Genomic DNA, 20878 nt, shown 5'->3' on the forward strand with positions numbered 1-20878 from the left:
CTCACTCCGGCTGCTCCGCGACGTCCGCCGTGGGGCCGCGTCCCCGGCGGGCCTCGACCATGAGGGACACGGCCAGGTCCACGTCGTCGGTGAGCGTGAGCAGGTCCAGGTCGCCGGCCGAGATCTTGCCCTGCTCGAGCACCACGTCGCGCAGCCAGGCCAGCAGCCCGCTCCAGTAGTCCACCCCGAGGAGGACCACCGGGAACGAGGTGACCTTCTGGGTCTGCACCAGCGTGAGCGCCTCGAAGAGCTCGTCGAACGTCCCCAGACCACCGGGCAGCACGACGAAGCCCTGGGCGTACTTGACGAACATGGTCTTGCGGGCGAAGAAGTAGCGGAAGTTGATCCCCCGGTCGACCCACGGGTTCAGCCCGGTCTCGAAGGGCAGCTCGATGCCCAGGCCGACACTGATCCCGCCGGCCTCGGAGGCGCCCTTGTTCGCGGCCTCCATGGCCCCCGGCCCGCCTCCGGTGATCACCGCGAAGCCGGCCTCGGCCAGCCCCGCGCCCACCCGCTCGGCGACGTCGTACGCCGGGTCGTCGGCGCGGGTGCGCGCCGACCCGAACACGCCGACCGCCGGCCCGAGCTCGGCCAGCGCCCCGAACCCCTCCACGAACTCGGACTGGATCCGGAGCACCCGCCACGGGTCGGTGTGCACCCAGTCGCTGGGCCCACGGGAGTCGAGCAGCCGCTGGTCGGTGGTGCCGCTGTCGACCTGGGAGCGGCGCATCACCTCGGGGCCCCGATGCTTGTCGCCGGGCTTGTCGCCGGGCTTGTCCCCGGGCTTGTCACCGGGCCGGTCGGGGCGCCCCCCGCGCAGCCGGGTCACCGGCCCTCCCCCAGCCACTCCCGCAGCTGCTGCTCGCAGCGCTCGATGTCGGCGATCGGCACGTGCTCCTCCTGCTTGTGCGCCAGCAACGGGTCGCCCGGGCCGTAGTTGACCGCGGGCACCCCGAGTGCGCTGAAGCGGGCGACGTCGGTCCAGCCGAACTTCGGGTTGGCCGCTCCGCCGACCGCCGCCAGGAAGGCGGCGGCCGCGGGCACCGCCAGCCCGGGCAGCGCGCCCGGGGCGGTGTCGGTGATCTCGATGTCCCACCCGGCGAAGAACTCGCGGAGAAACGCCTCGGCGTCCTGCTCGCTGCGGTCCGGGGCGAACCGGTAGTTGACCTCGACCACGCACTCGTCCGGGATCACGTTGCCGGCGACACCGCCGCGGATGAAGACCGCGTTCAGACCCTCGTGGTACTCCAGCCCGTCGATGACCGGGCGCCGCGGCTGGTAGTCGGCCAGCCTGGCCAGGATCGGCGCGGCTCCGTGGATCGCGTTCTCGCCCTTCCAGCTCCGGGCGCTGTGGGCCCGCTCCCCGGTCGTCCGCACATCGACCCGCATCGTCCCCTGGCAGCCGGCCTCGACGCCGGCGTTGGAGGGCTCCATGAGGATCGCGAAGTCCGCCTGCAGCAGCTCGGGCCGGCTCTGGCCGAGCTTGAACAGCCCGTTGTGCTCGGCCTCGATCTCCTCGGCCTCGTAGAACACGTAGGTCACGTCCACCCCCGGCTCGGGCAGCGAGGCCGCCAGCTTGAGGGCGACCGCCACCCCGCCCTTCATGTCGCAGGTGCCGAGGCCGTGCAGCAGGCCCCCCTCGCGGCGGGCCGGGAGGTTGTCGTTGACCGGGACGGTGTCGAGGTGGCCGGCGATGACCACCCGCTGGTCACGGCCGAGCTCGGTACGGGCCACGACGGTGTTCAGGTGCCGGGTGACGGCCAGGTGCGGCAGCTCGCGCAGGGCCTCCTCCACCGCGTCGGCGATCTCCCGCTCGTTCAGGCTGACCGACTCGATGTCGACCAGGTGCTGGGTGAGGTCGACGGTGTCCACGGTGAGGTCCAGGCGCATGCCGTCATCCTTCCATCCGCCGACCCGTCGCTTGTGTCGACCTCAGGCACGACACAAGCGACGGGTCGAGGGTCAGTCGGTCGACACGAGCGACGGGTCGGGGGTGACGGTGACCTCGAGCTCGGCGGCGGGCTCGAGGGTGAACGACGTCGCCAGGGTCTCCGTCGCGATCAGCGACTCGTGGGTCCGCGCGGCGGCCAGCACGTCCTCGCCGCCGGCGACGGTCAGCGCGATCCGGTCCGAGACCTCCAGGCCGGCGTCGCGCCGGGCCTGCTGCACGGTGCGGACCAGGTCGCGGGCCAGCCCCTCGGCGGCCAGCTCCGGCGTCACCACGGTGTCCAGCACGACGAAGCCGCCGCCCGGCAGCATGCCGGTCGCCGACCCCTCGCCTCCTCCGGCCACCGTCTCGAGGCTGAACTCGCCCTCGACCAGGGTCAGCCCGCCGGCGGTGACCGTGCCGTCCTCGGCGACCGACCAGTCACCGGACTTCGAGCCCTTGATCGCCTGCTGCACCTCGCGGCCCAGGCGCGGACCGGCGGCGCGGGCGTTGACGGTCAGCCGCTGCTCCACGCCGTACGCCGCCGCCTCGGGGTCGGCGGCGTCGAGGAGCCGGACGCCCTTGACGTTGACCTCGTCGGCGACGATCCCCTCGAAGCCGACCAGCCGGCTCGGGTCGGCCACGACCACGGTGAGCGACGACAGCGGCAGCCGGTTGCGCAGCCCGGCGGCCTTGCGCAGCCCGGACGTGGCCGAGCAGACCTCGCGGACGACGTCCATGGCGGCCACCAGTGCCGCGTCCTCGGGCAGGTCCTCGGCCGCCGGCCAGTCGGTCAGGTGCACCGACCGCTCGCCGGTCAGCCCCCGCCAGACCTCCTCGGTGGTCAGCGGCAGCAGCGGCGCGGTGAGCCGGCAGACCACCTCGAGCGTGGTGTGCAGCGTGTCGAAGGCACCGGTGTCGACGGTGCCGCCGGTGGACCAGAACCGCTCGCGGGAGCGCCGGATGTACCAGTTCGTCAGCACGTCGAGGAACGCCCTGGTGGAGTCGCAGGCGCCGGCGACGTCGTAGGCGTCGAGCTGCTCGGTCATCTGCGCGGTGAAGTCGCGCAGCTTCGCCAGCAGGTAGCGGTCCAGCGGGTCGGTCGCGTCGGTGCGCCACCGGGCGTCGTACCCAGCCCCGTCCCCCTGCCCGTCCCCTGCGCCGGCCGCGTTGGCGTAGAGCGAGAGGAAGTACCAGCTGTTCCAGAGCGGGATCAGCACCTGGCGCACCGAGTCCCGCACGCCCTGCTCGGTGACGACCAGGTTGCCCCCGCGCAGGATCGGCGAGGACATGAGGAACCAGCGCATCGCGTCCGCGCCGTCCCGGTCGAAGACCTCGCGCACGTCGGGGTAGTTGCGCAGCGACTTGCTCATCTTGTTGCCGTCCGAGCCGAGCACGATGCCGTGGCTGATGCAGGAGCTGAACGCCGGCCGGTCGAACAGCGCCGTGGCGAGCACGTGCAGCGTGTAGAACCAGCCGCGGGTCTGCCCGATGTACTCCACGATGAAGTCGCCCGGGAAGTGGTGGTCGAACCAGTCGGCGTTCTCGAACGGGTGGTGCACCTGGGCGAACGACATCGATCCGGAGTCGAACCAGACGTCGAGCACGTCCGGCACCCGACGCATCATCGACTGCCCCTCCTCCGGCGAGCGGGGGTCGTCCGGGTTCGGTCGGACCAGGTCGTCGACGTAGGGGCGGTGCAGGTCGGTGACCGCGACCCCGAAGTCGCGCTCCAGGTCGGCGAACGAGCCGTACACGTCCAGTCGCGGGTACGCCGGGTCGTCGCTCTTCCACACCGGCACCGGGGAGCCCCAGAACCGGTTGCGGGTGATCGACCAGTCGCGGGCGTTCTCCAGCCACCGGCCGAACTGGCCGTGCTTGATGTGCTCGGGCACCCACCGGATCTGCTCGTTCAGCTCGAGCATCCGCTCCTTGAACGCGGTCACCTCGACGAACCAGGACGAGACCCCCTTGTAGATCAGGGGCTCCCGGCACCGCCAGCAGTGCGGGTAGGAGTGGTCGTAGGACTCCCGGCGCAGCAGCACGGTGCCCGGGGTGACCGAGCCGTGGTCTCGAGACGGGCGCTGCGCGCCCTCCTCGACCACCGGATCGGGCTGCGCGCCCTCCTCGACCACCGGATCGGGCTGCGCGCCCTCCTCGACCACCGGATCGGGCTGCGCGCCCTCCTCGACCACCGGATCGGCCCGGGTGGCGGCCTTGAGGTGGTCGATGATCGCCAGGTTGGCGTCGAAGACCAGCATCCCGGCGTAGTCGTCGACCGGGTGGGTGAACCGGCCGTCCTTGCCGACCGGCATCACCGGCTCGATCCCCTCCCGGTCGGTGACGACCTTGTCGTCCTCACCGAACGCGCCCGCCGTGTGCACCAGCCCGGTGCCGTCGGTGGTGGTGACGAACTCGGCGGTGACGATCCGGAAGGCCCGGTCGTGACCGAGGTAGTAGGCGAACGGCGGGGTGTAGGAGCGCCCCGCCAGCTCGGCGCCGGTCAGCCGCCGCACGACCGTGGGCTGCTCGCCCAGCTCGCGGGCGTACGCCGCCAGCCTGGCCTCCGCGACGACGTACCGCTCGGTGCGCCCGCCCTCGTCCGGCCCGACGCCGGGCGCCGCGGCCTCCACGACGACGTAGTCGATGTCCTCGCCGACCATGACCGCGAGGTTCGAGGGCAGCGTCCACGGGGTGGTGGTCCAGACCAGCGCCAGCGAGCCGGCCAGCTCGTCGTCGCCCTCGATCCGGCAGCCGACCGTGACCGCGGGGTCCTGGCGGTTCTGGTAGACCTCGTCGTCCATCCGCAGCTCGTGGTTCGACAGCGGCGTCTCGTCGTTCCAGCAGTACGGCAGCACCCGGAAGCCCTCGTAGACCAGGCCCTTGTCGTGCAGCCGCTTGAAGGCCCAGATGACCGACTCCATGTAGTCGGGGTTCATCGTCCGGTAGTCGTTGTCGAAGTCCACCCAGCGGGCCTGGCGGGTGACGTAGTCGCGCCACTCGCCGGTGTACTTCATCACCGATGCCCGGCAGGCCTCGTTGAACGCCTCGATGCCCATCTCGAGGATCTCGTCGGTCGTCTTGATGCCGTTCAGGCGCATCGCCTCGAGCTCGGCGGGCAGGCCGTGGGTGTCCCACCCGAAGCGACGCTCGACCCTCCGGCCGCGCATCGTCTGGTAGCGCGGGATCAGGTCCTTGACGTACCCGGTCAGCAGGTGCCCGTAGTGCGGCAGCCCGTTCGCGAACGGCGGCCCGTCGTAGAAGACGAACTCGTTGTCGCCGTCCCGGCCCGGGTCGCGCTGCTCGACGCTGGCCTCGAAGGTGCCGTCCGCCGCCCAGTAGGCGAGCACGGCCTCCTCGATCACGGGGAACGCGGGCGTGGCGGGCACGCCGGTGGCGTCGGTGTGGGAGACCTTCGGGTAGGCCATGGGTGACTCTCCTGCGGTTCGTCGGCTGTGCCCTGTCCGGACACAGGGACGATCCGGGGACCGCGGTACCACCCTGCTTGCCGACTCGCGCCGACCGCTTCGTTCACGGCTGTGACGGGCCACCCGTCCGGTTCTACTGAGGACCCCGGACTCGGGTCCCGTTCTTCCGGAGGCTCGCCGCTGATGACGGCTCGAACGCCTGTGCCGGCATCCTACGGCCGCCGGCCCCGGGAGCGGAAACCCGTGCCCGACCGGTGCCGCCCGATGCCGGCCGCCGCGGGCCGGTCCGGCCACCTCCCCCCGTAGGGGTGGGGCGGCTTCCGTAGAATCGACGATCATGACCTCCCCCGCCCACGGCTTCGGCCTCGTGACCCTCGACCGCGCCGGCACCGTCCTCGACGTCTGGTTCCCCGAGCCGGCCCTGGGTCCGGCGCCCGACCCGGCCGCGGCGCCCGAGGAGCTCGCCGCGCTCGCCGTCGACGACGACCTGCGCTCGGTACGCCGCGAGGTGCGGCTGGTCGCGATCGCCGACCTGGCCGCCGCTCCGGCGAGCGCCGAGGACGCCTGGCTGCGCCTGCACCTGCTCTCCTCCCGCCTCGTCGCACCGCACGGGCTGTCGATGGAGGGGGTCTTCGGACTGCTGGCGAACGTCGTGTGGACCAGCGCCGGGCCGTGCGCCGTCGAGGGCTTCGAGCTGGTCCGGGCGCGGCTGCGCGCCGCCGGCCAGCACGTGACCGTGCTGGGCGTGGACAAGTTCCCGCGGATGGTCGACTACGTGGTGCCCGGCGGCGTCCGGATCGCCGACGCCGACCGGGTCCGGCTGGGGGCGCACCTGGCCCCCGGGACCACCGTCATGCACGAGGGCTTCGTGAACTTCCACGCCGGCACCCTCGGCGCCTCGATGGTCGAGGGCCGGATCTCGGCCGGCGTCGTGGTCGGCGACGGCTCCGACGTCGGCGGCGGCGCCTCGATCATGGGCACCCTGTCCGGTGGCGGCACCGAGACCATCTCCATCGGGGAGCGCTGCCTGCTGGGCGCCAACTCCGGCATCGGGATCTCCCTCGGCGACGACTGCGTCGTCGAGGCCGGCTGCTACGTGACCGCCGGCACCAAGGTGACCGTGCTCGAGCCGGACAGCGAGCCGAGGATCGTGAAGGCACGGGAGCTCTCCGGTGCGGCCAACGTGCTCTTCCGTCGCAACTCGGTCAGCGGCGCCGTCGAGGCCGTGCCGTGGCAGCGTGCGGGCATCGCGCTCAACGCGGCCCTGCACGCGAACGACTGACGTGGCCCGGCGCAGTCGCGTCGGCGTCGGCCTGCTCGTCGTGGGCGTGCTCGCGGGCACCGGGGTGGCCGTCTTCCGCGGCCTCGGCCCGTTGCCCGACCCCCAGTCCTGCACGGCCTCCGTGGACGGGCACTCGGTGCGGGTCACCCACGAGCAGGGCGAGAACGCCGCGCTCATCGCCGCCGTCGCCGAGCGGAGGGGGCTCCCCGCCCGGGCGGTGAGCATCGCCCTCGCCACGGCGTACCAGGAGTCGAAGATCGCCAACATCGACTACGGCGACCGGGACTCCGTGGGCCTGTTCCAGCAGCGGCCGTCCCAGGGCTGGGGCACGCAGAAGCAGATCCTCGACCCCTACTACGCCACGAACGCGTTCTACGACGAGCTGGAGAAGATCGACGGCTACCGGGACATGCGGATCACCGAGGCCGCCCAGCGGGTGCAGCGCTCCGGCTTCCCGGAGGCCTACGAGGACCACGCCCAGGACGCCCGGACGCTGGCCTCCGCCCTCACCGGGAACTCCCCGGACGGGCGGTTCACGTGCGTGGTGCGGCACGACGGCGAGGAGGAGGCCGACGACCTCGACGAGGCCGGGCTGACCACGCGGGCCGGGCGGGTGCGCCGCGACCTGGAGCAGGCCTTCGGCGACCTCACGCTGGGCGGCTTCGAGCCGGAGGGGGTCTCATCGGGGCACATGCCCGGGTCCGCCCACTACGACGGCCGGGCCATCGACGTGTTCTTCCGCCCCGTCGGCCCCGAGAACCGGCGCCGCGGCTGGGCCCTGGCCTACTACCTGGTGGCGCACGCGGAGCGGCTCGAGGTCGACCACGTGATCTTCGACGGCCGGATCTGGGGCTCGGGACGGCGCTCGGAGCAGGGCTGGCGCGCCTACGAGCCGGACACCGACGGCAGCGACGCCGCCACCGCGGCCGTCCTGGAGCACCGCGACCACGTCCACGTCGACGTGCACGACTGAGCTCCCTCGCCCCTCACACGCCTCCGAAGGTGAGGACGATGAGGGCGACGTTGAGGAGGCAGATCACCGCGGCCACGGTCGCCGCCACCGCCGTGGTCAGCCGACTGTTGACCAGCGCCCCCATGATGTCCCGGCGGCGGGTCAGCATCACCAGCGGGATCAGCGCGAACGGGATGCCGAAGGACAGGATCACCTGCGAGATCACCAGGGCCTGGGTGGGGTCGACGCCGGCCCCGATCACGACCAGCGCCGGGGCCAGCGTCACCACCCGGCGTACGACGAGGGGGATCCGCCGGCGCAGGAACCCCTGCATCACGACCTGGCCGGAGAGCGTGCCCACGCCCGAGGCGGCGAAGCCGGAGGCGAGCAGCGCCAGGGCGAAGAGGAGCGCCGCCGTCGGCCCGAGGGTCTCGGCCAGCCCGGCGTGCGCCGCCTCGATGGTCTCGACCGGCTCCGCGAGGTTGGAGAGCACCTGGGCGGCGACCACCAGCATGGCCAGGTTCACCAGCCCGGCCAAGGCCATCGCGGCCACCACGTCGACCCGCTGGCTGCGCAGAAGCCCCAGCCGCTCCTTCTCGGTGCTGCGCTCGTAGCGGTTCTGGGTCAGCGCCCCGTGCAGGTAGATCACGTGCGGCATCACGGTGGCGCCCAGCATCCCGGTCGCCAGCAGCACCGTGTCGGTGCCCTCGAAGCGCGGGGTCAGGCCCGCGGCCGCCGCACCGGTGTCGACCCCGCCGAGCACGAGGCTGTAGAGGAAGCCGCCGAGCACCACCAGCAGCATCCCGGTGATCACGACCTCGAACGGCCGCGCACCGCGGCTCTGCAGGCCGAGCAGGGCGAACGCGACCACCGCCGTGATCAGGCCGCCGGTCAGGAGCGGGATGTCGAACAGCAGCTGGAGCGCGATCGCACCGCCGAGGACCTCGGCGAGGTCGGTCGCGATCGCGACCAGCTCGGCCTGGGCCCACAGCCCCTTGGTGGTCCGGCGGGGGAAGTGGTCCCGGCACAGCTCGGGAAGGCTGCGGCCGGTCGCGATGCCGGCCTTGGCGGAGAGGTACTGGATCAGCATCGCCATGAGGTTGCTGGCGACCAGCACCCACACCAGCAGGTAGCCGTAGCGGGAGCCGGCGGTGATGTTGGTGGCGAAGTTGCCGGGGTCGATGTAGGCGACCGCGGCGACGAAGGCCGGCCCGAACAGCGGCAGCGGGCCGCGCACCAGCGCGACGCCGGCGAAGCGGGACCTGCGCTGGAACATGTGGCCGTCCTCCCGGTGCGGCTCGGAGGGCTACGAGGCGGTGGCGGGGTCGGCGAGGTCGAGCGGATCGAGCCCGGCCAGCTCCTCGGGCGACAGGTCCCGGACCCGCGCGAGCAGCTCCTCCTGCCGCTCGCCGATGCGGGCGTCGACCAGGGCGCTGAGTCCGTAGGCGATCGCACCGGTCTGGCGCACGGTCAGGTCGTCGACGAGCGGCTGCCGGGCCGAGGTGACCGCGATCCCGTCGGCCCGGCCGTCGGGCCCCTGGGCGACCCCCGCGGTGAACCGCTCCCGGGGGTTGCGGGCCGGGTCGACGTGGTGGTCGCGCAGCCGGAGCAGGACCCGGTGCCACTCGAGGACGTCGTCGGCGGGCCGACCCGGCTGGGAGGCGGTCAGGTCGCCCTCGCCGAGCGCGACGCTGCCCTCGCGGGCGGTGAAGCACCGGGCGTAGGAGGCCAGGGCCATCGTCCACACGGCCTCGACCAGCACGCCGTCCGGCTCCGGCTCTGCCACCGCGGCGACCAGCCGCTCGCAGCAGCGCAGCACGGTCTGCAGCTCCTCGAACGTCTCCACCAGGTCGACCAGGGCGTCGGCGTCGGGGGCGTCGAGCCGACGCACCACCTCGGGCGCGGGCACCTCCGTCATCCGACGGAGGGGCCGAGTCCCAGGGACTGCGGGGTGCTGGAGTCGGGCGAGGGCTGGTGCAGGCCCTCGTCGAGCTGGCCGAACTCGGTCATCAGGGCGCGACTGCCGCCCCAGGCGGTCTGCTCCTCCGCGATCAGCGTGTTGGTCGTGAGCAGCAGCCCGGCGACCGAGGCGCCGTTCTGCAGCGCGGAGCGGCACACCCGCAGCGGGTCGATGATCCCGAGCTCGATCAGGTCGCCGTAGCGACCCTCGAGCGCGTCGAAGCCCTCGTCGACGCCGAGCTCGGCGACCTTCGCGACCACCTCGTGCCCGGGGTAGCCGGCGTTGGCCGCGATCAGGTAGGTCGGCTCGCTGAGCGCCCTGCGGACGATGTCGACGCCGATGGCGTAGTCGTCGCGGACGTCGAGCTCGTCGAGCACGAACGCCGCGTGCATCAGCGCCACACCGCCGCCGGCGACGATCCCCTCGTCCATGGCGGCCCGGGTCGCGGACAGGGCGTCCTCGACGCGGTGCTGCAGCTCGGCCAGCTCGGCGTTGGTGGGCGCCCCCACCCTGATCACCGCCACCTTGCCCGACAGCGACCCGATCCGCTCGCTGAGCACCTCCTCGTCGATGCCGTACGTCGCCCGCTCGAGCTCGGCGCGCAGCTGGCTGACGCGGAACTCGACCTGGTCGGTGGAGCCGGCGCCGTCGATGATCGTGGTCCGCTCCGCGGTGACCCGCACCTGACGGGCCCGCCCGAGCTGCTCGAGGGTCATGGTCTCGAGGGTGAAGCCGGAGTGCTTGCTGTAGACCTCCGCGCCGGTGATCGTGGCGATGTCCTCCAGCTTGCGCAGCCGTCGGTCGCCGAAGCCCGGTGCCTTGGTCGCCACGCAGCGGAAGATGCCGTTGACGTGGTTGTGCACCAGCATGCTCAGCGCCGACCCCTCCACGGTCTCGGCGATGATGACCAGCGGCCGGGGCGCCCGCATCACCTTGTCGAGGATCGGCATCAGCTGCTGGACCTTGGTGATCTTCTCGCTGCACAGCAGGATGTAGGGGTCGTCGAGGATCGCCTCGAGGCTGGCCGGGTGGGTGACGAGGTACGGCGAGAGGTAGCCGTTGTCGTACTCGAACCCCTCCACGAAGTCGACGCTCATCCCATGCTCGGAGGACTCCTCGACGGTGACGATGCCCTGGTCCCCCACCGTGTGCAGCGCCTCGGCGAGCACGGCGCCGACGGTCTCGTCGTTGTTCGCCGAGATCGAGGCGACCCGGGCGTAGTCGGCCATGCTCTCCACCGGGTGGGCGACGGTCCGCAGCTGCTCGACCAGCCGGTTCACGGCGAGGTCGACCCCGCGCTTGACCAGGACCGGGTTCCCGCCCTGCCCGATGGCCCGGATCCCCTCCCGGATGATCGCCTGCGCGATCACGGTCGCCGTGGTGGTGCCGTCGCCGACGATGTCGTTGGTCTTGATCGCGGCTTCCTTGACCAGCTGGGCGCCCATGTTCTCGAACTGGTCGCTGAGGTGGATCTCGCGGGCGATCGTCACCCCGTCGTTGGTGACCACCGGGGAGCCGGTGATCTTCTCCAGGATGACGTTGCGCCCCTTGGGCCCGAGCGTCGACTTCACGGCCTCGGCGAGCTGGTCGACCCCGGAGAGCAGCAGGCTCCGGGCGTCCTCGCCGAATCGCAGGTCCTTGGCCATGGGGTCCTCCTGGGTTGCGGGTGGCTGTGCGGTGAGGGGTTGACTCAGGGGACGAGGATCGCCCGCCCCCGGACCTGCCCGGTGTCGAGGTCGTGCAGCGCGTCCTGCGCGGCGTCGAGCGGGTAGGTCTTCGTGTGCAGCGTGACCTTGCCGGCCTGGGCGAGCACCATGAGCTCGGCCAGCTCGTTGTAGGTCCCGACGATGTTGCCGACGATGTTGCGCTCGGTGGAGATCACGTCCAGCGTCGGGACGACCAGCGTGCCGCCGTACCCGATGACGAAGTACGAGCCGCCCGGCCGGGTCATCGCGAACCCCTCGTTCTCGGCTCCCTCCTCGGCGACGAAGTCCAGCACCACCTCGGCCCCGGCGCCGCCGGTCAGGTCCTTGACCGCGTCGACCTGTCCGCCGTCGGCCTGCACGGCGTGGTCGGCGCCCAGCTTCCCGGCGAGGGCCAGCGCGTCCGGGTTCCGGTCGACCACGACGACGGTGGCGGCGGTGAGCGCCGCGAGGCACTGGATGCCGATGTGGCCGAGCCCTCCGGCGCCGATGACGACGGCGGTGGTGCCCGGGTACAGCAGCGGCAGCGCCTTGCGCACCGCGTGGTAGGCGGTGATGCCGGCGTCGGCCAGCGCCGCGACGTCCTTCGGCTCGGTCGACGGATCGAGCTTGACGCAGGCCCTGGCCGAGGTGAGCAGGTACTCCGCCATCCCGCCGGCGGTGCCGTCCAACCCGGGGAAGGTGCTCTGCTCGCAGTGCATGTCCTGCCCGGCCCGGCAGGCGCGACAGAGGCCGCACGTCGGGGTCGGGTGCAGGATCACGGTGTCCCCGACCGCGACGTTGCTCACCGCCGAGCCGATCTCGTGGACCCAGCCGGCGTTCTCGTGGCCGATCGTGTACGGCAGCGTGGGGCTCATCGCCTCGTCCCACTGGCCCAGGATGATGTGCAGGTCGGTGCGGCAGACGCCGGCACCGCCCACCTTGACGATCACGTCGTGCGGGCCGGCGATCTCCGGCTCGGCGACCTCGTCGACGACGGGCTGCTGGTGGTACTCGTGCAACCGGACGGCCTTCATCGGACCTCCTCCATCTCATCCATGTCGTCCCTCTGCCCCTCGCCGCGGGTCCCGTAGCGGTGCTGGAGCATGCCGCGGCAGATGCCGCCGTTCGCCTCGAGGTTGACCCGGGTCAACCTCGATCGCGCGAGGTGCTTCGGGAGCGCCTCGGTCCCGACCGGCTCCCCGGTGGTGGGGTCGACGAGCAGGGGCGCGTCGTCCGAGGCCGGCAGCCCGAGCTCGGCCCGCCGGGCCCGGAGCCGCTCCCGGTCCGCCGTCGGCGGCACGTCGCCGAGCCGGAGCGAGGCCAGCTCCTCGGGGGTGCGCCCCTCCGCGATCAGCGGCCGGCAGACCCGGTCGGTGCCGGCCAGCACCGCCTTGCGGACGAAGCCGGTGCGCAGCTCGTCGAGCTCGCCCTCGGCGAGTCCGACGAACGAGTCGGCGAAGCCGGCCCGGGCCGCGACCCCGCCGTTGATGGCCTCGGCCGCGAAGTGGTCCTCGAGGACCACCTCGGCGGCCCGGACGCCCGGCACCGCGACGACGGCGTCGTAGGCGTCGGCCACCATCAGGAAGGCGAAGTTCGGGGCGCAGAAGTAGGTCGGCAGGCGCAACCGGACCCGGGCCGTGCCGTCGTCGGCCAGGGTGCAGGCCGAGACGAACCCGAGGCTGGTCACCGGCTCGTCGATCTCCGGGTCCCGCACCGTGTCCAGGGCCGCGAGCACCTCGGAGAGCGTCGTCCCCGGGGTCGCCTCCTGGGTCGCCCCCGCTGTCACACCGTGGCTCCTTCGGTCACGAGGGCGGCGTCGTCCTGCGCGGCCGGGGTCCCCTCCCCGGACAGCCGGCACTCCTCGGGCACCTCGATCCCGTAGAGCTTGGCCGCGTTCAGGCCCAGGATCTTGCGCTTGGTGTCGGTGTTCACCCGCGGGTAGTCGGAGAACTCCTCGCTGGGGTAGTCCCAGTCGACGAAGCCCTCGACCTGCCACTTCGGCTCCCAGATGCCGTAGTCGCTGCCGAAGGTCATCTTGTCCTCGCCGACCCAGAAGAGCAGCTCCCCCATGACCTTGGCGAAGAACTTCGGCCGGGCGTGCATGAAGCCGCCGATCACCACCGAGAGCCCGGCGTAGACGTTCGGCTCCTGCGTGGCCATGAAGCAGAAGTCCTCGATCCGGGGCAGGCCCACGTGCTCGACGATGAAGTTCAGCTCGGGGAAGTCCGTCGCGGCGTGGTCCACGTCGGAGACGTCGAACGCGTCCTTGTCCAGCGGCCAGATCGTCGGCCCCTTGTGGACGTGGATGTTCTTGATCCCCAGCTCCTGGCACTTCTGGAGGTACTCGTAGGCCTCGGGGTCCTTGAGCGTCCAGCCGCGGGAGCCGTCGCGCCACTCGGCGGTGTAGAGCTTGACGCCGATCGAGCCCCAGCGCTCGACGTTGGCCGCGAGCTCCTCGAGGCCCTTGCTGCCCTCGCGCGGGTCCCACCGGGTGTTGACGATGAACTTGCCCGGATGCTTCTCCGAGAGGGCGCCGTTGCGCTCGGTGGTGTTGAACCCGTCGGCGTACCACTCCTTGAGGTACGTCGGCTGGAAGACCGCGACGTCGACGTACCCGTCCTCGAAGACGTCCTTCATCAGGTCGTCCTCGGAGTACTTCTGGAAGTGCTCGATGCTCCAGTGGGTCTCGGGCGGACCGAGCCCCTGGTAGGCGTGGAAGCACTCGATCCAGCCCTTGGCGTACTGCTCCTGACCCGCCACCCAGTTCTGCGGGCTCGCGTCCCAGTAGTGCATGTGGCTGTCGACGACGAAGTACTTGTTCCCGTCCTTCTCGTACATGTGTCCTCCTCAGGCTGGGGGTGGCGGGTCCGTGGACCGCTACTTCGTGTAGGTCTTGAGGTCGAAGCCGAGCAGGTCGGCGGCGTCCTCGGGATTGGCGAACATGATCGTGCGGTCGTCCTCGTGAACCATCCGTCCGTAGTGGGTGGACATGTTCTCCTCGAACTCCGCGGCGTCGAAGTAGCCGGACTCCTCCCCCAGCGCCTCGGAGATCTCGTCGTAGTCGAAGTCCATGCGGTTGGTCCCGTCCACCCGGATCATCGACGGGAGCGGGGTGATCGTGACCCCCTCCTTGCCGCGCATCACCTCGGCCACGACCGCGCCGACCTGGTTGTTCATCAGCGTCACGCCGCACTTGTTCGAGGGGGTGTTGTCGGACTTGAACGCACTCTCTGCCGTCGGGTACGACGTCTTGGTGGACTGGTAGGCGTTCACTGGGTCAGCTCCTTCGGGTCGGTGAGGTCGAGGTCGGAGAGGATGCCGCTGAAGCGGCTCTTGGCGCGGTCCAGGCCGTCCTCGAAGCGCGGCGGCTTCGCGTCCGGCTGGGACCAGATCGGCTGCAGCTCACGCGCGGCCACCAGGCAGCGCGGGACCCACTCCTCGAGCCACCCGCCGATGACGGCCTTGTTGTGGTCCGCGAACTCCTTGTCGTTGGTGAGCAGCTCGAACATCGCCTTGGTGTAGCGCAGGTCGCGCGAGGCGTAGTCGAACTCCCCGGCGCCGACGACGGTCGGGGTGACGAAGTCCCCGTTGCCGGGCGCCGCCTGCTGGACCAGCTGGCTGCGGAACAGCTCGCCGACGAGCGGCTCGAAGACCACGTTGGCCGCGAACACCGCCTCGGCCCAGTCGTCGACCGCGGTCAGCTGCTCGGCCACCCGGCGTACTCCCTGCCAGGCCGGGTCCTCGGCCCACGTCTCCACGTGCGCCTTGCCGTCGAAGTCGGGGATCTCCTCGCTCAGCGTGAGGTTGTAGAGCGCCAGGTCCTGGGCGAACCGGATCCGGTGCATGCTGTTCACGGAGATCGCGTTGTTGTGCATGTTCGTCGGCGCCCGGCGCTGGGCGTTGGCGAAGACGTAGAGGCCCAGGCCGTGCTCGACGTGCATCCACGCCCCGACGTTGCGCTCGACGAAGGTCACCCAGTTGGGGTTCCACTGCTCGAAGGCCTTGGTCTGCCGCGCGGTCTCGACGTTCTGGTTGATCTGCCGCACCACGTTGGAGTTGTTGCGGTAGAAAGTGAGCTCCCACTCCTCGTTGGGATCGCGGAACTCGTGCCACCCGTGGGCCGGCCACTCGTAGCCCTTGCCACCCGAGCCGGGGTAGCGCTCCGGCTCCGCGCGGTCGACGCCCCACGCCTTGAGGGCGGTCCAGGTGAGCGGGTAGCCGCCACGTCCGTCGGCGAACCCGTAGAGCCATCCCTGGGCCAGGTAGTGACGCGGGTCGGGTTGCACCTCGACCGTGACGTCCTCGTAGTGCGACTGCTTGCGCTTCGCCGGCGTGTAGTAGTTGTAGCGTCGTGCTGTCGAGTCCGGGAACACCTTGGCGCCGGCTTCGGCGTCGGTGAACTCCGGCTTCGGCGAACTGCGCTCCGCGGTGACCTCGGTGGTCATGTCGATCGGCCTCGCTCTCGTGGACTGTCGTGGAATGACGTGCTGTCGGGCTGTCCCTCGGATCAGGTCGGACCCGTGGTCGTGAACTTGTCGTAGTAGATGTGCTTCTCGGGTGCGCCGAGCCCGGTGAGGACGTCCATGGCCGCCTCGACCATCGGTGGCGGCCCGCAGACGTAGGAGTCGGCCTCGGCGAGGTCGGTCTCGTACTTCGCGACGATGTCGGTCACCATCCCGACCTCGCCCTGCCAGGTGTCGTCGCCGTCGGCCTCGGAGAGCGCCGGGACGAACGTGAAGTTCGGCAGCACCTCCGAGAGCGCGTGGAGCTCCTCCTCGAAGCAGAGGTCCCGCTGGGTGCGGGCCCCGTAGTAGTAGGTCGCCTTGCGGGTGCTGCCGCGCTCGGCCAGGGACCGCAGCACCGAGAGGATCGGTGCCATCCCGGCCCCGCCGCCGACGAAGACCAGGTCGGAGTCCCTGCCGTCGCGCAGCGTGAAGACCCCGAAGGGGCCGACCAGGTCCAGCCGGTCCCCCACGGCGAGCGTGCTGTCCAGGAACTGGGAGAATCTCCCGTCCGGGTAGACCCGGATCACGAACTCCAGCCGGCCGCCCTCCTTGCTCGAGGTGTTGGCCATCGAGAACGACCGGGTCTCCTCGGAGTCGGGGATAGCGATGTCGACGTACTGACCGGGCCAGAAGGGGATCTCGGTCGGTTCGACCAGCCGGAGCACCAGGTGCCGCAGGTCATGGGTGACAGGCTCGTTGGAGACGACCTCGGCCACGGCCTCCTGGATCGGATGGCCGGACCGGAGCATCTCCTCGTCGTAGTTGAGGAGCTCGATCGTCACGTCCTCGTAGACGTGCGCCCGGCACAGGAGCGTGAACCCCTCGTCCAGCTCGAAGTCGGGCAGCGCGAACGTCGAGTACTTGTCCAGCTCGATGTCATCGCCGTCCAGGACGAACGACTTGCATGCTGCGCACTGACCCTCCTTGCAGCCGTGCATGAGCGTGATGCCCTGCTCGGCGGCGGCGCGCAGCACCGTCTTCTCCTCCTCGACCTCGATCTCGACGCCCACCGGCTCGAACCGGACGACGTGCTTGTCACCCATGACCCCTGACCCGTGGCCCTCGGCCTCAGGCCTCCGCCGGGGCGGGCCGGCCGGCCGGACCTCCGCGGATGTAGTCGGCGTGGAAGGCCTGCTGCTCCTCCGGGGTCATCTCGTTGAGCACCACGTTCGGGCTCAGGAGCGGTCCCATGCGGCGCATGTGGTCCAGGTTCCACATCTTCTTGGGGTCGAGGTTCAGGTGCGGCTGTGCCACCAGGGTGAACCCGTCGTCGCGGACGTAGCCCATGTCGGAGACGACGTCGGCCCAGTTCCAGCCGTGGTAGAGCGTCTCCCACTCGCGCTTGCCGATCAGCTGGCCCATGTTGGGGGTCTCGCGGCCCTGGTAGGTCGGCCGGAAGGCCTCGACGTCGGTCCAGCGGCAGGCCTCGTGGCAGTAGGTGCGCATCTGCCCGTCGACCTCGGCCATGACCATGTCCTCGCGGACCAGGCACGGCACCATGCACGTCCAGCACCGGTGCGGGTACTGGTAGTCGACGTCCTCGGCCACGATCGGGTGGTGCCCGTTCGGGGTGGAGAGCCGGGAGTAGTTCTCCCACCAGGCGCCGTACTTGTCGTACCAGCCCGGGTACTTGTACTCGAACCACTCGAAGTCCTTGTCGGTCATCGGGTCGATCCGCCAGTAGTTGGCGAGCCACCCGGTGGCGAAGAACTGCGCCACCTCGTGCACGTAGCCCTTGTTCCAGATCTGGTTCCAGGACTCCTCGATGAGGTCGTGCGGGATCACCAGCCCGTACTTCTCGAGCGGGACCAGGTAGCTGCGGTAGTAGTCGTCGTAGATCCACCGGCGCCACATCTCGGCGTAGCTCTCCCGGTCCTTGCGGCGATCCTTCGTGCCGTACTCGATGAACGTGCCGATCGCGGCGTCGACCACGCGGTGGTTGTTCCACCAGGCGTACCGGAGGTCGCGCTCGAGCAGCTGGTGGTTGCCCTCGTCGGCCAGCGCCATCAGCAGCGTCGCGTAGCCGTTGCTGATGTGCCGCGACTCGTCGGACTGCACCGAGTGGAAGACCGTCGGCAGCAGGTAGTCGCCGTTGGCGGCCGCCTCCGCCGGCATCGCCACGAACAGGGTGTTCGTGAAGGCCGTCTCCGCCACGATCGTCAGGTAGATGCTCGCCGCGGTGATCGCGTCACCGGTGATGAAGCCCTCGGCGAACTGCCGCCCGATCGTGCCGCAGTAGTCGTTCTGGAAGTTGCGCAGGCTGGAGTTGAAGCCGGCCGGGTCGATGTAGTTGTTCATGTACAGGCGCTTGAGGTTCTGCTGGATCGTCGAGTGCCTGACCTCGTCGATCATCTGGATGGCCTGCCCGTTGTGCAGCTCGGGGTTCGGCACGTTGTTGAACAGCAGGGGCATCGCCCGGGCCGCCGAGATCTCGGGCAGCGGGATGATGGAGAGGAAGAGCTTCTGCCACTCCAGCCAGCGCTCCTGCACCTGGCGGAACATGTTGCCGCGGATCGCGCCGTCGGCGGCGCCGTAGACGCGGTGGTCCTTCTCCTCCTGCATGGGGAAGTAGGACCGGAGCACCTGCTTGAGGGGGTCCTTCTTCTTGGCCTTCTGGAACGTGTAGTCGGTTCCGTACTGGGACACGGGCGTGTGGTAGAGCGGCTCCCACGCCAGTTCCTGGATCTTCTCGTGCGCCATGGCCACGCTTTGGCGAGTCATGTCCAGTCCTTCCTGGGGTCATAAGTGAGTCCGGACCCGAGGTCCGTCGCCTCCATCAAAGCCCCGTCCGAGGCGTCGGCAGGTCTCACAATGAGACGATCCGGCGCGGCCCTCACTCCTCCCCGAAGACCACGGCCCGGATCTCCGCGAGGTTGGCGCGGACATCGCGCATGACCTCCCGGTTGCCCTCCGGCGCCGGCTCGATGCCCAGCGCGATCAGCAGGTCGCGGGCGGGCGGACCGGGGTCTCCGGTCTCTCCGAGCGTCGGATGCAGGCCCTGGTCCGCGAGATGGGTGAAGACGAGGTTGACCACGCTCCACGGGTTGTAGCTCTCCGCGGAGCCGTCCTGCTCGGAGTCCGGGCCCGGGTCCATCGAGATCACCTCCGGGCGCCGGACCGACCCCGTCGGCCGGTCGGCAGCGCCGATCTCCGACGCTACGCGCGGCGTCGGCCGCGGTCGTCTCATTCTGAGACAGTCCGCGGCCCGGGCGAACGGGAGAATCGGAGTCTCGACCGGGAGCACGGGAGCGCTTACCGTGAGGTGAGGTCGTGGCGGGCATGGACACATGGTCGAGGAGGACGTCTGGGGGCTGATGTGGAGAGATCGGCACAGGAACCGGTGCGGCTGCCGGACCAGGAGGAGGTGGCCGAGAGCCGGGTCCGCTTCCTCACCGCGGACACCGACGCCCCCCGGGCGGTCAGGGACCCGATCCTGGCCTCCTGGCAGCGGTCCCACGAGTTCCACGTCGCGGCCGACAACATCCGCCTGCCCTACCTCGGCGACCCCGAGCAGGACACCTGGTTCAGCCGCAGTGCGGCGCCGGTGCTCCGCACCCTGAGCGAGCAGCTGAAGGGCCAGTCGGTCAGCGTGATCCTCACCGACCAGAGCGGGCTGGTGCTCGAGCGGCTGACCGGTGACGGCGACCTCGAGCGACACCTCGACCAGGTGCTCCTGGCGCCGGGCTTCAGCTACAGCGAGGAGTTCGTCGGGACCAACGGCATCGGCACCGCGCTCGAGATGGGCGGCCCGGCCCACGTGTTCGGGCACGAGCACTATGCCGAGCACCTGGAGGACCTCGCCTGCGCCGGAGTGCCGATCCACCACCCGATCTCCGGTCGGCTGGTCGGGGCGGTGGACCTCACCTGCTGGCGCAAGGACGCCGGCGCCCTGCTGCTGACCCTGGCGAAGACCACGGCCGAGCAGATCCGGCAGGCGATGCTGGCCAACGCCGGCGCCAGCCAGATCGCGCTCTTCCAGGAGTACCTGCGCACCTGCCACCGACGCAGCGACGTCGTGTTCGCGCTCAGCAACGACGTGGTCATGCTCAACGACCACGCGCGCACGCTGCTCGACCCGGCCGACCAGGCCACCCTGCTCGCCCAGGCCACGGAGGCGAGCTCGTCCCCGGTCGCGGGCCGGGACAGCGTGTTCGACGTGGAGCTGTCCTCAGGCCGCTCCGTGCGCCTGCACTGCCGACCCGTCGGGGCCGGCGACCGACCGGACGGCGTCGTCGCCCACCTGAGCCTGGACCCCGAGTCGCCCCGGTCCCGGACGCGGGTCCCCGCCCCCCGGATGTCGCTGCCGGGTCTGGTCGGCACGGCACCGGTCTGGCGGCACGCCTGCGAGGAGGTCGAGCGGGCACTCCGGTCCGGCGACTGGGTCGCCCTCGAGGGCGAGCCGGGGGTCGGCAAGACGGCCCTGCTCCGGGCGGTGCAGCTGCGCCGGCAGCCGGTCGGTCGGCTCACCGAGCTGGATGCCGCGTCGGCCGCCACGGTCCCCGGCTGGCTGGCGGGTGTCCGGGATGCGGCGAACGATGCGGACGTGCTGGTCCTGCGGCACGTCGACGACCTCCGCCCGGCGCTGCTGCGCGGCGTGCTCTCGGCCCTGCACGCGGCCTCCGGTCCTCGGGCGGGACGCGGCCCGCTGTGGGTGGCCATGACGATGCGGGCGGCCCCCGACGTGGGCGACCTGCAGGACCTGCTGCGCCTGTTCCCGACCACGGTCGAGGTGCCGCCCCTGCGGCTGCACCTGGAGGACCTGCAGCTGCTGGTGCCGTTCTTCCTCGCCCGGCTCGGGCGGGGCGGGAACCTCGTCTGCTCGCACGAGGCGATGCGACTGCTGATGCGGATGGCCTGGCCGGGCAACGTGGGACAGGTGCACGAGCTGCTGCGCGACATCGTGCGGCACCGGCGGACCGGCTCGATCGCGCCCGAGGACCTCCCGCCCGAGGCACACACGGTCAGCCGCCGGGTGCTCACCTCACTGGAGTCGATGGAGCGCGACGCGATCGTCCGCTCGCTCGCCGACGCCCACGGCAACAAGGCCAGGGCGGCGCAGGCCCTGGGCATGTCCCGGGCCACGATCTACCGCAAGATCCACGACTACGGGATCGTCGCCCCGGCCCGGTGAGGGCCGAC

17 protein-coding genes are annotated in these 20878 nt (G+C 71.0%); 3 read left to right on the forward strand and 14 right to left on the reverse strand.

The genetic code is table 11. From position 1 onward, the window contains the following. Position 1: 1 nt before the first annotated feature. From IE331_RS11715 to ileS, 3 genes are all read right to left on the reverse strand, one after another. Complete coding sequence (locus IE331_RS11715; protein ID WP_192143992.1) at positions 2-730, reverse strand: LOG family protein; 729 nt, start codon at positions 728-730, stop codon at positions 2-4. A gap of 95 nt (positions 731-825) precedes the next feature. Continuing rightward, complete coding sequence (gene dapE, locus IE331_RS11720) at positions 826-1890, reverse strand: succinyl-diaminopimelate desuccinylase (protein ID WP_192143610.1); 1065 nt, start codon at positions 1888-1890, stop codon at positions 826-828. A gap of 72 nt (positions 1891-1962) precedes the next feature. After that, on the reverse strand, positions 1963-5355 hold the full coding sequence (gene ileS, locus IE331_RS11725) for an isoleucine--tRNA ligase (protein WP_192143611.1): 3393 nt from the start codon (positions 5353-5355) through the stop codon (positions 1963-1965). Between the two features lie 337 nt (positions 5356-5692). On the opposite strand from ileS, the gene dapD reads away from it, so the two are divergent. Next, positions 5693-6637: a 2,3,4,5-tetrahydropyridine-2,6-dicarboxylate N-succinyltransferase gene (gene dapD, locus IE331_RS11730; RefSeq protein WP_192143612.1), complete on the forward strand. Its 945-nt coding sequence runs from the start codon at positions 5693-5695 to the stop codon at positions 6635-6637. A gap of 1 nt (position 6638) precedes the next feature. After that, the gene (locus IE331_RS11735) at positions 6639-7610 is read left to right on the forward strand and encodes a hypothetical protein (protein WP_201931688.1); all 972 of its coding nucleotides are present in this window, start codon (positions 6639-6641) and stop codon (positions 7608-7610) included. Positions 7611-7623: 13 nt separating this feature from the next. Here the strand turns inward: IE331_RS11735 and IE331_RS11740 are convergent, their stop codons facing one another. From IE331_RS11740 to IE331_RS11790, 11 genes are all read right to left on the reverse strand, one after another. Further along, positions 7624-8865 (reverse strand): Nramp family divalent metal transporter, encoded by a 1242-nt coding sequence (locus IE331_RS11740; protein ID WP_192143613.1) that lies wholly within the window; start codon positions 8863-8865, stop codon positions 7624-7626. Positions 8866-8895: 30 nt separating this feature from the next. Beyond that, entirely contained in the window at positions 8896-9507 is a 612-nt protein-coding gene (locus IE331_RS11745) for a hypothetical protein (protein ID WP_192143614.1), read from the reverse strand. Beyond that, positions 9504-11195 (reverse strand): chaperonin GroEL, encoded by a 1692-nt coding sequence (gene groL, locus IE331_RS11750; RefSeq protein WP_192143615.1) that lies wholly within the window; start codon positions 11193-11195, stop codon positions 9504-9506. Before groL ends, IE331_RS11745 begins: the two co-directional genes overlap by 4 nt. Positions 11196-11239: 44 nt before the next feature. Continuing rightward, complete coding sequence (locus IE331_RS11755) at positions 11240-12268, reverse strand: NAD(P)-dependent alcohol dehydrogenase (protein WP_192143616.1); 1029 nt, start codon at positions 12266-12268, stop codon at positions 11240-11242. Further along, entirely contained in the window at positions 12265-13020 is a 756-nt protein-coding gene (locus tag IE331_RS11760) for an iron-sulfur cluster assembly protein (RefSeq protein WP_192143617.1), read from the reverse strand. Before IE331_RS11760 ends, IE331_RS11755 begins: the two co-directional genes overlap by 4 nt. Further along, a complete protein-coding gene (locus IE331_RS11765) occupies positions 13017-14072 on the reverse strand; it encodes an amidohydrolase family protein (protein WP_192143618.1) in 1056 nt (351 codons plus the stop codon). The genes IE331_RS11760 and IE331_RS11765 overlap by 4 nt, the downstream gene beginning before the upstream one ends. 39 nt (positions 14073-14111) lie before the next feature. Then, positions 14112-14507, reverse strand: a complete 396-nt coding sequence (gene mimD, locus IE331_RS11770; protein ID WP_201931690.1) for a propane 2-monooxygenase effector subunit MimD — start codon at positions 14505-14507, stop codon at positions 14112-14114. Next, positions 14504-15679: an aromatic/alkene monooxygenase hydroxylase subunit beta gene (locus IE331_RS11775; RefSeq protein ID WP_192143619.1), complete on the reverse strand. Its 1176-nt coding sequence runs from the start codon at positions 15677-15679 to the stop codon at positions 14504-14506. The genes mimD and IE331_RS11775 overlap by 4 nt, the downstream gene beginning before the upstream one ends. Positions 15680-15741: 62 nt before the next feature. Then, a complete protein-coding gene (locus tag IE331_RS11780; RefSeq protein WP_192143620.1) occupies positions 15742-16782 on the reverse strand; it encodes an FAD-binding oxidoreductase in 1041 nt (346 codons plus the stop codon). 25 nt (positions 16783-16807) lie between these two features. Beyond that, a complete protein-coding gene (locus IE331_RS11785; protein ID WP_192143621.1) occupies positions 16808-18460 on the reverse strand; it encodes a ferritin family protein in 1653 nt (550 codons plus the stop codon). A gap of 112 nt (positions 18461-18572) precedes the next feature. Beyond that, complete coding sequence (locus IE331_RS11790; RefSeq protein ID WP_192143622.1) at positions 18573-18833, reverse strand: hypothetical protein; 261 nt, start codon at positions 18831-18833, stop codon at positions 18573-18575. A gap of 246 nt (positions 18834-19079) precedes the next feature. On the opposite strand from IE331_RS11790, the gene IE331_RS11795 reads away from it, so the two are divergent. Then, positions 19080-20870: a sigma-54-dependent Fis family transcriptional regulator gene (locus tag IE331_RS11795; RefSeq protein ID WP_201931698.1), complete on the forward strand. Its 1791-nt coding sequence runs from the start codon at positions 19080-19082 to the stop codon at positions 20868-20870. The last annotated feature ends 8 nt before the right edge of the window (positions 20871-20878 follow it).

Source organism: Nocardioides donggukensis (assembly GCF_014842875.1).
Classification (GTDB): domain Bacteria; phylum Actinomycetota; class Actinomycetes; order Propionibacteriales; family Nocardioidaceae; genus Nocardioides; species Nocardioides donggukensis.